Below are 14,707 nucleotides of genomic sequence, written 5' to 3' on the forward strand. Positions count from 1 at the left end.
CGGTCGGGGCGTCGGCTCGGGCGGCCGGCGCTTCGGTGGTGGGGGTGGTCATGGGGGAACTCTCCAGTGAGTCGGGTGCAGCAGCGGTCAGGGGATGAGGAGCGTGCGGAGCGCTTCGCCGGATTCGAGGTCGTCGAACGCCTCGGCGGCCTCGGCGAGCGGGCGGCGCGCCGAGATCAGCGGGTCGAGCTTGAGCTGGCCGTCCATGTAGCGGTCGACGAGCGCGGGGATGTCGATGGAGGGGCGAACCGACCCGTAGTTCGAGCCGAGGATGCGCTGGTCGGCCTCGGCGAGCACGAGCGGCTCGAACGAGGCCTTCGCACCGGTCGGCGGCAGGCCGACGATCACAGCTGCGCCGCCGAGGCCGAGCATGCGGATCGCCTGCTCGGTCGTCGAGGTGCGCCCGATCGCGTCGAACGCGTAGTCGACGCCGTCGGGGATGAGGGCGAAGAGCGCGTCCACCGCATCGACCTGCGAGGCGTCGATCTGGTCGGTGGCGCCGAACTGCACGGCGAGCGCGGTCTTGTCGGCGCGCACGTCGACCGCGACGATGCGCTCGGCGCCCGCGAGTCGGGCACCCTGCACGACGTTCAGGCCGACCCCGCCGCATCCGATGACGACGACGGTCGAGCCGGGCTCGACGGCGGCGGTGTTCAGCACCGCGCCCACTCCGGTCGCCACGGCGCAGCCGACGACCGCGACGACGTCGAGGGGGGCGTCGTCGCGCACCTTCACGGCGCCGGATGCCGGCACGACGACCTCCTCGGCGAACGACGAGACGCCGAGGTAGTGGTGCAGCGACGCATCGCCCTGCGAGAGGCGCGAGGTGCCGTCGAAGAGCACGCCCTTCGGCGCGACGACCGTGGCGACCTTCTGGCAGCGGGCCTCGTGACCCGAACGGCAGTAGCGGCACTCGCCGCACGGCGGCACCCACGAGAGCACCACGTGGTCGCCGACGGCGAGCGAGGTGACGCCCTCTCCGAGCTCGACGACCACGCCAGACCCCTCATGACCCATGACGAGCGGAGCCGGGGCGTCCCATTCCCCTCGCTTCACGTGCAGGTCGGAGTGGCAGACGCCCGCCGCCGCGATCTTGACGCGGACCTCGCCGGCCTTGGGGGCGGCGAGCTCGACATCGGCGACCTCGATCGGCGTCTCCGGTGCGCGGAAGACGATGGCTTTCATGATGCTCCCTTGGATCAGTGCTGGGGTACGCCCGATGCTAGGCAGGCTCGATGCCTCGAGTCACTGTGAAGAATGTCGAGAGGTCAGCGGATGACGCGGCATTTCGTACACTCGAAGGCATGGCTCGTGACGTGCTCTCGATCGCCCGCGTGCTCGGCGGCGAGCTCATCGGCGACGGCGTCCGGCCCGCGACGCCCGTCGACGCGGCGCTCCGGCTCGAGGAGTTCAGCGTCGTCGGCCACCCCGGTTTCGCGACCCTCGTCGTCGCCGGCGCCGAGCGGCTCGCGAACGCCATCACCGCGGGCGGCCCCCGCTCCGATGCGTTGCGCGGCGCCGTGCTCGTCAGCCACGGGGCGACGCGGGCGCTCCGGCGCGCGGTCGAGTCGACGGGCGCCACGGCGATCGTCGGCGCCGAGGCATCCGACACCGTGCTGCACCCGCTGCTCGTCGCCCTGCTCGCGACCGACCAGGCCGCGGAGGACCGTCTCGTGACCACGGGAACCAAGGTGCTCACCCAGGTCGCGCGGCGCGGCGGCGTCGGCGCGGTCGTCGCCGAACTCGCCCGGCGCATCGACGGCTGGGCGGTGCTGCTCGACCCGCACGGACAGGTGATCTCGACCGCGGGCGCCGGCGGGCTGCACGTGCAGGACGCGGTCGCCGTCGCGTTCAGCCGACCGGTGCGGGTGCGGCATCCCGGCCTGCAGGTGCACCCCGTCGGCACGGGCGAAGACCTCAGCGCCTACCTCGTCATCTCGTCACGCGAGGCGTCGATGAGCCGCGGCCGCGACCTCGCCTCGCAGGCGGCCGCGCTGCTCGACCTCATCCTGCGCACGCACGACCGCACCACGACCGAGCGGCTCGGTCGCGAGGTCATGATCGACACCCTGCTCGAGGGCGGCCCCGCTGCCGCCGCGCTGCTTCGCCGGTGGGGCGTGCACGAGAGCTCGCTCACCGGGTTCGCGCTCACGGCCAGGTCGAAGTCCGTCGACCTCGAGCGACTCGTGACGCGCTGGCTCGACGAACTCGGCAGCGTGCACCTCATCACCGTGGAACCGGGTCACCTGCTCGGGTTCCTCCGCGACGATCGGGTCGACGACCTCGTGCGCCGCGTCGAAGACGTGACGGCCGATGCACGCACCCCGCTCCGCCTCGGGCTCGGCTCCCCCGCGGCATCCGACGCCCTCGGCCGGACCGCGGCCGAAGCGCGGCAGGCGCTCGACATCGCCGTCACCGACGGTCGAACGGTGTCGCGCTATCGCGCGCTGCCCACGGTCGCGCTCGTGCTCGACCGTCTGGACCCCGGCGATGCCGCCCACCTCGCCGAGGTGCTCGATCCGCTGCGCGGCGACGACGGCCTGCACGGCGAGCTCACCCGCACGCTGCGCGTCTACCTCGCCGAGCACGGCTCGTGGGGTGTGGCCGCCGAGCAACTCGGCGTGCACCGGCAGACGCTCACGAACCGCATCCACCGGGTCGAGGAGCTCACCGGCCTCTCGATGGGCAACCCCGACGATCGCACCGCGGCCTGGCTCGCGATCCGCGCGCTCGGCCACTGAGCGGATGCCCCGTCGGAATGCCCCGGCACGGCACCGGGTTATCGTCGAGGGACATCGAGGAGGATCCATGCCATTGGTAGGCGAGTACGAGCCGAGCACTTCCGCGTGGGCGCGGAAGCAGGCCGAGGCGTTCGAGGCGTCGAACGGCGAGACGTCGAACACCCTCAGGGGCATGCCGATCATCGTGCTCACCACGGTCGGCGCGAAGTCGGGCAAGCTCCGCAAGACCGCGCTCATGCGCGTCGAGCACGATGGCGAGTACGCCATCGTCGCCTCGCTCGGCGGGGCGCCGAAGCATCCGGTCTGGTACTGGAACGTGAGGAAGCACCCGCACGTCGAGCTGCAGGACGGCGGCGAGAAGCACGACTACGACGCACGCGAACTCGAGGGCGAAGAGCGCGAGACCTGGTGGGCACGGGCCGTCGAGGCCTACCCGCCCTACGCCGACTATCAGGTGAAGACCGAGCGCCTGATCCCGGTCTTCAAGCTCACTCGCGTCGTGCTCTGAGCCCCGGAGGACGTCCGTGAAACCGGGCAGGGATGCGACGCCCGCTACAGCCAGCGCATCGTGAACGCCCGCGCGAGCAGCGCGCGCAGCGGCGGTACCGCGAGCGTGCGCACTGCGGCGTTGCGCACGCGCAGACGGGCGCCCGCCGCAGGCGCGCCCATGCGCATGTTGAACGCGGCCTGACGGATCGCCCGCGACGCCGACGCGCGCCGCGCCCGCTCATAGCGCTCGAACGCCTCGTAGGGGGCACCCGATCGGATCGCATGCTCGAGCTCACGGTCGAGGAGCACGGCGTCGAGCCATCCGAGGTTCATGCCCTGGCCGCCGATGGGGCTGATCTCGTGCGCGGCATCGCCGACGAGCGCGACGCGGCCCCGGTGCATCCGCTCGGCCAGGTGCTGACGGGCCTCGAACACGCTCGGCTCGGCGGCGGCCTCGACGTCGAACCGCCCGTCGACGCGCGACGCGATGATCGTCGCGAGCTGCGCGGCGCCCGGGTCGCGCGGCGGTCGGCGCACCCACGCGACCCAGCGCCGCAGGCCGCCCGGCAACGGGAACGACTCGACGACGCCCGCCGGCTCGAAGTGCAGCAGCGCCGTCGACGTCTCGCCGGTGTCGTCGCGGGTGTCGCCCATCACGTAGTGCGCGCGGCCGGGCATCGTGGTCCAGTCGATGCCCACGAGATCGCGGATGCCGCTGCGCACGCCGTCGGCCCCGACCACGTAGCGCGCGAGCACCGTGACCGCCGCGCCGCCCCGGTCGGCCCCGACCTCGACGTGCGTGCCGCGATCGCGCAGCGCACGCACCTCGACGCCGCGTTCGAGCGCCTCGGGCGCGAGCTCGCCGAGCCGTCGCTCGAGCATCGCCTCGGTCTCGAGCTGCGGCAATGACCACACCGAGCCGGCCCGGGCGAACGACATCGACCCGAGCACGCTGCCCTGGCAGGTGACCCGGCCGTCGAGGATCTCGACGCCCGCCCGGCGCACCTCGCCCTCGAGCCCGACCCGGCCGAGGGCGCGGAGTCCAGGCGGGTGGATGCCGATCGCCCTCGAGCGACCCGAACGCTCGGTGCGGCGCTCGAGCACGACGACGTCGAGCCCGCGCTGGGCGAGCAGGCACGCGAGCAGCAGCCCGACGGGCCCCCCGCCCACGACCGCGACGTCGCGCATGACGCCGTCGGTGACGCTGGCGGTCGGGCCGACGGATGCCTCAGGCATTCGCGCCCCAGACCACCTCGAGCCGCGACGGGAACGCCCGCCGCACGGCCCAGCCGTCGGGCAGCACCGGGGCGAGCTCGGCCGCGGTGTGACTGCGGCGGATCGAGGTGAGCCCGTCGGGCCGGATGTACGAGCCCGCGAGGAGGTTGCCCGCGAACGGCAGCGTGCCGAGCCAGAAGCCCGCGTAGCCGAGGCGCGTGCGCTCGATGTCGCCGTGCACCGCGAGCGCGCCGGGCCCGAGCAGCAGCTCGCTGTCGCGCAGCAGCGAGCCGAACTCGCGGCCGTCGAGGTGGTGCAGCACGTGGTTCGAGACGACGAGGTCGAACTGCTCGCCCTCGTCGACGAGGTCGCTGCTCAGTGCACGGCGGAGCGTCAGCCCCGGTGTCGGCGGCCTGGCCGATGCCCAGGCCATCGCCCGTGCGTCGGGATCGATCGCGGTGATCTCGAGCCGCAGCCCGTCCGCTTCGGCCCATCGCAGCAGGCGCCGGGGCAGGTCGGCGCTGCCTGCGCCGATGTCGAGCAGCCTGGTGCGCCACACCGGCGAGAGCCGCGGCCGGATCCAGCGGAGGTACACGGCACGCTCCCCCGACACCACGGCGTTCACGAGCCGGAAGCGCTCGTAGGTCTTCGCGAGCATCACGGGGTCGGCGTCGGGGCCGTCCATGAGCTCCCGCGCATCCGCGTCGCGCGCACCGAGGCCGACCCGCGACTCGGGAGACACGGTCACCGCCGAACGGTCAGGAGCGCCGACTCGACGGTCAGCCCCGGCCCGAACGCCATCGCGGCGACGCGGTCGCCGTCGGCGGCGGCATCCGAGTGCAGGATGTTCCGCAGCACGAACAGCACCGTCGCGCTCGACATGTTGCCGTAGTCGCGCAGGGTGTCCCGCGCCGGAACGAGCTGCGCCTCGGTGAGCCCGAGCCGCGACTCGACCTTGTCGAGGATGCTCCGACCGCCGGGGTGGATCGCCCAGTGCTCGATCGCCTCGCTCGACCCATCGTTCGCGAGCGCCGCTGCGAGTTCGTCGTCGTGTGCGAAGAGCGGCTCGAGCGCACCCGTGATGTGTTCGTCGATGATCGCGGGAATGGCGTTCGAGAGCACCATCTCGAAGCCGTGGTCGCCGATCTTCCACGCCATGTCGCCCTCGCCGACCGGCGTGATGCGGGTGGCGAAGCGATCGAGGTCGAAGGCCTTCTCCCCCGGCTCGGTGGGCCGGGCGGTCACGATGCCCGAACCGGCGCCGTCGGCGAACAGCGACGACGCCACGATCGTGTCGGGGTCGTTCGACGCCCGAAGGTGCAGCGTGCAGAGCTCGACCGAGACGACGAGCACGACCGCCGAGGCATCGGCCGTGGCCAGTTGCGACGCGATGCGCAGCGCCGGGATCGACGCGTAGCAGCCCATGAAGCCGAGGTGGTAGCGCTCGACGCCGGGATTCAGACCGAGATCGCGGGCGATCATGAAGTCGGGGCCGGGCGCGTAGAAGCCCGTGCACGAGACGGTGATCACATGCGTGACATCGGATGCCTCGATGCCCGGCGTCGCTTCGATCGCCGCGCGCCCCGCCTCGACGTAGAGCCGGGTCGCGTGCTCGGCGTACAACTCGTTGCGCACCTTGGTGCCCGGCAGCAGCAGCTCGCCCGACTCGTTGTCGAAGAACACCGGGTTCTCCGGGTGGGCATCCCAGCGCAGCTCGTCGAGCACCGAGTGCCGGCGCTCGATGCCCGAGACGTTGAACGAGGTGGCGACGATCCGCTGGCCCAGCCGGCCGAGGCCGGGCTGGGCCGCGAACACGTCGCGCACCTCGTCTTGCACGAGCACCGTCGCCGGCACCGCGGTGGACAGACCCCTCAGGGTGACGGTCATGATTCAGCGCCGGCAGCCGAGCGGATGCCGCGACGGAAATCGCACGAGGCTCGCAGACCCTGGCCGGTCAGCCGAGGAGCTTCGCTTTGGCGGCGGCGAACTCTTCTGGCGAGAGGATGCCCTGCTGCTGGAGCGCGGCGAGCTTCTGCAGCTCGGCGACGATGTCGACCGCGGGCGCCGGTGCTGCCTGCGCCGCAGCCGCCTGCTGCCCCGCGACTCCCATCGCCGCCTGCTGCTGCGAAAGGGCCTGCTGCGCCGCGGCATCCATCTGCGCCTGCTGCTGCTGCGCCTCGTACTGCTGCTGCTCGTACTGGTCTTGGGCCTTCTGCTGCTGGTGTCGCTGCACGCTGCCGCTGACGGCGGTGGCGGTGCCGGCGACGACGGCCGTGCGAGCGGCCATGCCGATCAGCCCGGGGCGTCCCATTCTTCTGAGCGGCATCTTCCTACTCCTCTTCTGCTTCTTCTGCTTCGGCGAGCGCGGCGTTGACGACGGGCGCCGGGATGCGTTCGGTCTGCAGCACGAGGCCGCCCGACGCGGCGAACTTCGATGCCAAGCGCTTGGCCCACACGAGCTCGATCGCGAGCAGCGCGCCGGAGGTTCCCGGCGGGATGCCCTGAGCGAGCTCATGGGCGTCTTCCTCGGCGACGAGGCCGATCGCCTCGAGCTCGACCGTGCCGAAGCCGTACTCGTCGCTCACCTGCTCGAACTCGGTGATCAGCACCGACCCGTCGGTCTCGCGCGAGATCACGAGGAAATCGAGCAGCCGGATCTCACCGCCCTCGACCAGTTCGCCGATCGCCTCGAGCGTGCCCGGGTCGGGCCGATCGCCCTCGAACCCCACCAGATACAGCTCCACCGGGCCGTATTCGAACTCCGCCATGATCTCCCCAATCTCACGTGTTTGCAGACTACGCGTGCGACGCAGGCGAATCCAGAGCGGAAATCGAATCGCGTGCTTCCGAACCCGGACGTGCCCGGGTAGCGTCGAGGAATGCGGCGGAGCCGCCGCAGTACCGAGGGGGAAATGCATGTCCGGTGAATTCAGGGGGACCATCAAGCTCGACGTCCGGGACTCGGTCCCCGACTGGTCGCCGTACGAGCTGCCGAAGGCGCCCGACGGCGCGCCGAACGTGCTCGTCGTGCTGTACGACGACACCGGCATGGCATCGTGGTCGCCCTACGGCGGACGGATCGACATGCCGACGATGGACCGCCTCGCCGCGAACGGCCTCACCTACACCCAGTGGCACACGACGGCGCTGTGCTCGCCGACCAGGTCGACGTTCCTGACCGGACGCAACCACCATGCGAACGGCATGGGCAACATCATGGAGGGCACGAACGGCTTCCCGGGCCTGTCGGGGCACATCCCCGCCGAGTGCGCGACGATCGGGCAGGTGCTGCAGCAGAACGGCTACTCGACGTTCTGGGTGGGCAAGAACCACAACGTCCCCGAAGAGGACGTCTCGGCCGGCGGAAGCAAGGCGCAGTGGCCGCTCGCGATGGGCTTCGACCGCTTCTACGGCTTCCTCGGCGGGGAGACGAACAACTGGTACCCCGATCTCGTCGAGGACAACAGGTTCATCGAGCCGCCCGCCACGCCCGAGGAGGGATACCACCTCTCCAAGGACCTCGCCGATCAGACGATCCGCATGATCCGCGACCAGCAGTCGTCGAACCCGTCCAAGCCGTGGTTCACCTGGTTGTGTCCGGGCGCGAACCACGCCCCGCACCACGCGCCCGAGGAGTTCATCGCGAAGTACCGGGGCAAGTTCGACGACGGCTACGACGCGTACCGCACGTGGGTGCTCGAACGCATGGTCGAGCGCGGCGTCATGCCCGAGGGCACGGCGCTGACGCCCTTCAACCCGATGCCCGACGACCAGGCGAACGCCGCCGACTACGTGAAGCCCTGGGAGTCGCTCTCGGCCGACGAGCAGCGGCTCTTCAGCCGGATGGCCGAGGTCTTCGCCGGGTTCAGCGAGTACACCGACACCCAGATCGGACGCGTCGTCGACTACCTCGAGGCCTCCGGCCAGCTCGAGAACACGGTCATCTTCTACTGCGCCGACAACGGCGCCTCGGGCGAGGGTTCGCCCGACGGCTCGGTCAACGAGAACAAGTTCTTCAACGGCTTCCCAGACGACCTGGCCGAGAACCTGTCGAAGATCGACGTGCTGGGCGGACCCGAGACGTACAACCACTACCCCACCGGTTGGGCCGCCGCGTTCTCGACCCCGTTCCAGATGTTCAAGCGCTACTCGCAGTTCTCGGGCGGCACCTGCGACCCGATGGTCATCCACTGGCCGGCGGGCATCACCGCCAAGGGCGAGATCCGCAACCAGTACCACCACTCGACCGACATCGTCGCGACGATCCTCGACATCATCGGCATCGAGTTCCCCGAGGTGTTCCGCGGAGTCGCGCAACGCCCGCTCGACGGCGTCTCGATGAAGTACAGCTTCGACGCAGCACCCGACGGGCCGACCGAGAAGCCGGTGCAGTACTACGCGATGCTCGGCACGCGCGGCATCTGGAAGGACGGCTGGAAGGCCGCCGCCATCCACGCCCCGCTCACCGGTCACGGCCGCTTCGACGAGGACCGCTGGGAGCTCTACCATGTCGAGTCCGACCGCTCCGAGTCGAAGGACCTCGCCGACGAGCACCCCGAGAAGCTGCAGGAGCTCATCGACGCCTGGTTCGTCGAGGCCGAGAAGAACCACGTGCTGCCGCTCGACGACCGCTCGGCACGCGACCAGCTGACGATCGAGCGGCCGCAGTCCGAGCCGCCGCGCACCCGCTACGTGTACTACCCCGACACGGGGGCGGTGCCCGAGTCCGTCGCGGTGAACGTCCGCGGCCGCTCGTTCAAGATCATCGCCGACGTCGTCGTCGAAGCGGGCACGCAGGGCGTGATCTTCGCGCACGGCTCGCGCTTCGGCGGTCACTCCTTGTTCATCAAGGACGGCAGGCTCAACTACGTGTACAACTTCCTCGGCATCCCGCCGGAGCAGACGTTCACGTCGGCGACGCTCGCGCCCGGCAAGCACGCGCTCGGCATGGAGTTCGTTCGCGAGCGCGCCGGCGAGCACGGCGAGTCGATCGGCACCTGCAGGCTCTACGTCGACGACCAGGTCGTGGCCGAGGGCCCGATGCGTGCGCAGGTCGGCAAGTTCACGCTCTGCGGCGACGGCCTCTGCGTCGGATACGACAGCGCCGACGCGGTGAGCGAGCAGTACACGAACCCGTTCCCGTTCACGGGCGGCACCCTGCTCGGCGTCGCGGTCGATGTGAGCGAGGAGCAGTACCTCGACCTCGAACTCGAGGCGCTCGCGGCGTTCGCGCGAGAGTAGCGCCGCCCCCGGAACACCGATCGGGCGTCGGACCTGGCAAGGTCCGACGCCCGATCTGCACGCGGCCGTTCGTCAGCCCACTGGAGCGGGTCCCGCGTGCGGGTCTCCCGACAGCCGGCGAAGTGGACCCGATCGTTCGTCGGGCTCGAGCAGCAGCGCCCGCACGAGCAGCGTCAGCGGGATGCAGAGGATCGCCCCGATGGGGCCGATCACGAGCGTCCAGAACACCACGGAGAAGAACGTCAGCGTGAGGCTGAGACCCACCGCGTCGCTCACGAACTTCGGCTGCACGAGCACCTGCAGCACGACGTTGATGACGCAGTACGCGGCCACCACCGCGAGGGCGAGCGGCCAGCCGCCGACCACGAGCGCGAGCACCGCCGGCGGGATGAGGCCGATCACGAAGCCGATGTTCGGTATGAAGTTCGTGACGAAGGCGAGGATCGCCCAGACGATCGGGATCGGCACGCCGACCCACCAGAGGAAGAGACCGTCGAGCACGGCGACGACGAGTCCGAAGCTCGCGTTCACGACGTAGTACCGACGCACGCCTGAGAAGTACCGGGCGCCGATCACGTCGGCCGCCGCCGTGCCGAAGACCCGGTCGCGACGACTGAGGCTCGAGGCATCCGCCGCCATGAAGATGACGTAGGCCAGCACGAAGAAGAAGGCGGTCGCTGCGCCGAGCACGGCGTCGGCGACGCCGGCGGCGAAGGCGAGCAGCGTCTTCGGGTCGATCGCGGCGGCGGCCGACTCGGCCGCCTCGCTCGTCATGCCGAGCGATGTGAGCCAGTCGTACACGGCCTGCACGGTCGCGGCCAGCTCGTCGGCGTAGTCGGGCAGCATGCCGATGAACTGCGCGGATGCCACGACGAGCAGGGTGCCGAGGATGGCGAGGATCAGGTACGCGACCACGATCACCGCGGTCGTCGCGAGCCAGCTCGGCCAGCCGCGCCGCTCGAGCGGGCGGCGTACCGGATGGGAGATGATCACCACGACCGCGGCGACGGCGGCGGGGGCGAGGATGTCGCGGGCGAACCACACCCCGGCGAAGACGATGGCCGCCGCCGCGATCGTGATGAGCACCCGCGTGCCGTGGGCGAGCCCGCCCTCGGTGCCGCGGGCGGGCATCGGCTCGATCGAGGGTCGCTGCGGGGCGTCGTCGGAGGCTGCGACAGCGGCAGCCGGTACGGCAGACGCCTCGACCGGCGCCCCGTTCGGCACCGGTTCGGCGGGAGGGGTCGGCTCGGCGGCATCCGTCATCAGAAGCTCCCGATCCCCTTGCCGATCATCACCACGCCGATGACGAGGAGGAGCACCGCCATGACGGTCGCGTTGTTCTGCACGAGCCAGCCGCGGAGCGACTCGAGCGGGGCGGCCATCTTCTCGGAGGCGACGAGGTAGGCGATCACGGGCACCGCGACGGAGCTCGCGGCGATGACCACGAAGACCACGATCACGAGCGTGATCTCGCCGCCGTTCAGGCCGGCCGTGCCGATGAGTACCCCGGCTCCGGCGGCCATGAGCAGGTTCTTCGGGTTGACCGCGGAGAGCAGGAACCCGAGCACCGCACCGCGCACCGTGGTCATCGAGTCGATCGCCGACATCCACTTCGGCAGCGCGGCCGCCTCACCGTCCTTCGGGCGCCCGCGCCACTGCTTCAACGCGAGGAAGAGCAGGCCGGCGCCGAGGAGGAGCTTGATCACGCCGGCGATCGGCTTCGAGGCATCCGGGTCCTGCTCGGGGATGATCGAGGCGAGCAGCGTGAACACGACGACCGCGACGACGATGCCGAGCACCCAGCCGATGAGGAAGCCGACGCTCGTGCCCTTCGCCTTCGGCGAGAGCAGCATGAGGATCGCCGCGATGATCGGGATCGGGCTGATCGCGATGCCGAGCGCGAGCGGCAGGATGCCGCCGATGACCTCGCCCATATCTGTGTACTCCTGTCTGGCGACGCTGCCGCCGCCGTTCGTCTACCGCTGCTGCGGCGTGTTCGAGAGCTCCGCGATCGCCGAGCGGTTGGTGTCGAAGATGCGGTGCTCGCCGAGCAGGCCGAGGTCGGTGAGGCGCGCTCGCGCGTCGGGCCGCACCCGGCTGAACTCGAGTTCGATGCTCCTGGCGTCGAGCCAGCCGACGAGCGCGGTGAAGCTCTCGGCGCCGGTCACGTCGACGTCGGTGACCGCCTCCATGTCGATGACGATGTGCCGCACCGAGCCCTCTGGCACCGCCTTGACGGCCTTCTTCACGGCGTCGTCGAACACCGAGCCGTTCGCGAAGAACAGCGGCGCAGCGAGGCGGACGACGATGATGCCCGGCGCGGTCATCGTGCCGACGGGTGCTTCACCGAGGAGGGACTCGGCGGGCGAGTCGCCGGCCGCGAGCACGTCGATCGGCGGGTTCGCCGCGCGCTTCGCGAGGTTGATGAGGGCCAGCACGAACGCGACGACGATGCCGGGGATCGAACCGATGAGGAGCGTCACGAGGAAGCACACCGCCGCGATGGCGAACTCGAACCGGTCGGCCTTCCACAGCATCCTGAAGTCCTTGATGCCGAGCAGCGGCAGGATCGCGACGCCGACGATCGCGCCGATCGCGGGCGACGGGATGTCGGCGAGCAGGGCGGTGCCGAAGAGCAGGAGCAGGAGCGTGCCGACCGCGAGCACGAGCGACGGCAGTTGCGTGCGAGAGCCCGCCTGGTCCATGGCCGCCGTGCGCGAGGTCGACGAGCCCATGGCGAAGCTACCGCTCGCACCCGCCGCGACGTTCGAGACGCCGAACGCGAAGAGGTCGCGGTTCGGCCGGGTCGGGTAGTTGCGCTTCTCGCCGTAGGAGCGGGAGACGAGCAGGCCCTCGGCCGTCGTCACCATCGTGAGGGCGATCGCCGAGGGCACGAGCATGAGCCACATCGACCAGTCGATGACGGGCCAGGTGAGCGCCGGTGGGCCGGCAGGCACCTCCCCGAGCACGTCGACACCGGCACCGTCGAGCCCCCCGATGACGACCGCGATCGTCGCGACGACGAGCACGACGAGCGCCCACGGCACGAGGCGCAGGAACCGTTGGCCGACGATGAGCACCGCGACCGAGAGCGCCGCGATGAGCAGCGACCACCCGTTGACCGTGCCGAGCCCGGTGACCAGCCCGACGACCTTGTCGGTGAACTCCCCGCCCGAGTCGATCTTCACGCCGAGCATCTTCGCGATCTGGCTCACGAGGATGTCGAGTGCGAGCCCGCCGACGAAGCCCACGAGGATCGGCTTCGACAGGAAGTTCGCGATGAAGCCGAGCTTGAAGACCGACATGAGCACGAAGAGGATGCCGCAGATGATCGCCTGCGCGAGGGCGAGCGTCGAGTAGTCGGCGCTGCCGGCGGTCGCGAGTCCGCCGAGCGACGAGGCGACGAGCGCGGCGGCCGCGGCGTCCGGCGACACGATGAGCTGGCGGGACGAGACGAGGAGGGCGTAGACGATGGTCGGCACGATGAGCGCGTACAGGCCGGCGGTCGCGGGCAGGCCGGCGATCTGGGCGTAGCCGATGTTCAGCGGGATCGCGATCGCGAGGAGCGTGACGCCCGCAGTCAGTTCGCGAGCGATGTTCTTCCTGTTGAGTCCTGCCAGCGGTTTCTGCACCGGTCCCCCTCCGTCTGCTCAGAACGACACTAGCGAGCGGATGCCTCGCAGCACCGCTCGGCTCCCGCCGCGTCGCGGCGCCGTCAGTCGGCGCCGGTGGGCGCAGGAGTCGCGATGGGCTCGGGGCCCTTCTTCGGAGCGGCGATCCGGAACTCGGGGGCACCCGTCACGAGGAGCCAGGCCGGCAGCACGATCACGCACAGCATCGGCAGGATCGTGATGTCGCCGGCGACGGCGACCGCGACGAAGATCGCGATCCACCCGTCGCGCGTCACGACGAGCAGCACGCCGACGATCGCGCAGCCGACGGCGAGGCCGAGCGGCAGCGACGGGATGAGCGCGTGCCCGAGCATGCCGAGCGCCACGGCGATGAACGTGGCGGGGAACACGCGACCGCCGCGGAAGAGGGAGCTCGCGGCGATGAGCAGGGCGAGGATCTTGATGCCCGCGATCGCCGCGAGCTGCGGCGCGTCGTAGGCGTCGGGGTCGTTGAGGAGGTCGCCGATCTCCTCGAGGCCCTTGAACATCGTGATCGGGCCGCCGAGCAGGCCCAGGAGCCCGAGCAGGAGCCCGCCGGCCGTGGCGATGAGCACCGGATGCCGGAGCGAGTGCATCGCCCGGTAGATGATCGGGAAGGCGGCGAGCATCGCGAGGCCGATGATCGCGGCGGCGGTCGCGACGATCGCGCCGGTGAGGAGGTCGAGCGCCTGCGGTGCGCCGTACGGCGGCAGGCTGAACGTGAACAGCGGTGCGCCGACGAGCCGCATCGTGAACGCGCCGGCACCGGCCGCGACGAGCGGAAGGAAGAGGCGGTCCCAGAGCGCGCCGCCCGACTTCAGCGCCGCGACGATGCCCGTGAAGACGAGTGCGGCGGCCACGGGGGTGCCGAACAGCGCGCCGATCGTGGCCGAGGCGGCGAGCAGCACGGTGAGCTGCTTCGGCACCGAGGGGATGAGCCGCGCGATGACCGAGACCATGAGGGCCGTGTTCACGGCGATGATCGGGTTCTCGGGGCCGAGGCTCACTCCACCGGCGAGCGCCAGCACCGTCACGATCAGGAGCCCGGGGAGGTTCCGCAGCGGCTGCGGCTCCTCGACGAGCTCGGTCGTCGCCGAGTCGGGCCCGCCGTGGCCGGGCACGAAGCGCAGCACGAGCCCCACGGCGAGACCCGTGAGCGTGAGCACGACGACGATCCACCAGCCGTTGGGATCGACGCCGAGCGTGTCGGGGAGGGCATCCCAGAGTGCCGACTGCAGCACGGCGGCGAGCCGGTCGAGCCCGAACAGGATGAGCGCGGAGACCACGCCGATCGCGAGCGCCGGAATGGCGAGGAGGAGGAGGCGCTTCGGCGTGACCTCGGGGTCGCGCGGCGGTATGGCGAGGCTCACG

13 protein-coding genes are annotated in these 14,707 nt (G+C 70.9%); 3 read left to right on the forward strand and 10 right to left on the reverse strand.

Annotated features, from left to right (window positions below):
• Positions 1-87: 87 nt before the first annotated feature.
• The gene (locus ACFCVM_RS10255) at positions 88-1,185 is read right to left on the reverse strand and encodes an alcohol dehydrogenase catalytic domain-containing protein (RefSeq protein WP_375836071.1); all 1,098 of its coding nucleotides are present in this window, start codon (positions 1,183-1,185) and stop codon (positions 88-90) included.
• 119 nt (positions 1,186-1,304) lie between these two features.
• Between ACFCVM_RS10255 and ACFCVM_RS10260 the strand changes: the two genes are divergently transcribed.
• Together ACFCVM_RS10260 and ACFCVM_RS10265 are read left to right on the forward strand one after the other, a co-directional pair.
• Entirely contained in the window at positions 1,305-2,741 is a 1,437-nt protein-coding gene (locus ACFCVM_RS10260; RefSeq protein WP_375836072.1) for a PucR family transcriptional regulator, read from the forward strand.
• A 67-nt stretch (positions 2,742-2,808) separates the two neighbouring features.
• On the forward strand, positions 2,809-3,249 hold the full coding sequence (locus ACFCVM_RS10265; protein WP_375836073.1) for a nitroreductase family deazaflavin-dependent oxidoreductase: 441 nt from the start codon (positions 2,809-2,811) through the stop codon (positions 3,247-3,249).
• A gap of 44 nt (positions 3,250-3,293) precedes the next feature.
• On the opposite strand, the gene ACFCVM_RS10270 is transcribed toward ACFCVM_RS10265, so the two are convergent.
• From ACFCVM_RS10270 to ACFCVM_RS10290, 5 genes are all read right to left on the reverse strand, one after another.
• Positions 3,294-4,466, reverse strand: a complete 1,173-nt coding sequence (locus ACFCVM_RS10270) for an FAD-dependent oxidoreductase (RefSeq protein ID WP_375836074.1) — start codon at positions 4,464-4,466, stop codon at positions 3,294-3,296.
• A complete protein-coding gene (locus ACFCVM_RS10275; protein ID WP_375836075.1) occupies positions 4,459-5,193 on the reverse strand; it encodes a methyltransferase in 735 nt (244 codons plus the stop codon). Before ACFCVM_RS10275 ends, ACFCVM_RS10270 begins: the two co-directional genes overlap by 8 nt.
• Positions 5,190-6,332: a type III polyketide synthase gene (locus ACFCVM_RS10280; protein ID WP_375836076.1), complete on the reverse strand. Its 1,143-nt coding sequence runs from the start codon at positions 6,330-6,332 to the stop codon at positions 5,190-5,192. Before ACFCVM_RS10280 ends, ACFCVM_RS10275 begins: the two co-directional genes overlap by 4 nt.
• Before the next feature lie 67 nt (positions 6,333-6,399).
• Positions 6,400-6,771 carry an SHOCT domain-containing protein gene (locus ACFCVM_RS10285; protein WP_375836077.1) on the reverse strand — a complete coding sequence of 124 codons (372 nt, stop codon included), beginning with the start codon at positions 6,769-6,771 and terminating at the stop codon, positions 6,400-6,402.
• 4 nt (positions 6,772-6,775) lie between these two features.
• Complete coding sequence (locus ACFCVM_RS10290) at positions 6,776-7,213, reverse strand: DUF6325 family protein (protein ID WP_375836078.1); 438 nt, start codon at positions 7,211-7,213, stop codon at positions 6,776-6,778.
• A 148-nt stretch (positions 7,214-7,361) separates the two neighbouring features.
• Here ACFCVM_RS10290 and ACFCVM_RS10295 point away from each other — a divergent pair, with 148 nt between their 5' ends.
• Positions 7,362-9,686, forward strand: coding sequence for an arylsulfatase (locus tag ACFCVM_RS10295; protein ID WP_375836079.1), 2,325 nt, complete (start codon positions 7,362-7,364; stop codon positions 9,684-9,686).
• A 72-nt stretch (positions 9,687-9,758) separates the two neighbouring features.
• Here ACFCVM_RS10295 and ACFCVM_RS10300 read toward each other — a convergent pair whose 3' ends face one another.
• From ACFCVM_RS10300 to ACFCVM_RS10315, 4 genes are all read right to left on the reverse strand, one after another.
• Positions 9,759-10,949 carry an AI-2E family transporter gene (locus ACFCVM_RS10300; RefSeq protein WP_375836080.1) on the reverse strand — a complete coding sequence of 397 codons (1,191 nt, stop codon included), beginning with the start codon at positions 10,947-10,949 and terminating at the stop codon, positions 9,759-9,761.
• The gene (locus ACFCVM_RS10305) at positions 10,949-11,620 is read right to left on the reverse strand and encodes a GAP family protein (RefSeq protein WP_375836081.1); all 672 of its coding nucleotides are present in this window, start codon (positions 11,618-11,620) and stop codon (positions 10,949-10,951) included. The genes ACFCVM_RS10300 and ACFCVM_RS10305 overlap by 1 nt, the downstream gene beginning before the upstream one ends.
• 42 nt (positions 11,621-11,662) lie before the next feature.
• The gene (locus ACFCVM_RS10310; protein ID WP_375836082.1) at positions 11,663-13,318 is read right to left on the reverse strand and encodes a SulP family inorganic anion transporter; all 1,656 of its coding nucleotides are present in this window, start codon (positions 13,316-13,318) and stop codon (positions 11,663-11,665) included.
• A gap of 83 nt (positions 13,319-13,401) precedes the next feature.
• Entirely contained in the window at positions 13,402-14,706 is a 1,305-nt protein-coding gene (locus ACFCVM_RS10315) for an ion channel protein (protein WP_375836083.1), read from the reverse strand.
• Position 14,707: the final 1 nt, after the last annotated feature.

It is taken from the genome of Agromyces sp. NPDC056389 (assembly GCF_042262385.1).
GTDB lineage: Bacteria > Actinomycetota > Actinomycetes > Actinomycetales > Microbacteriaceae > Agromyces.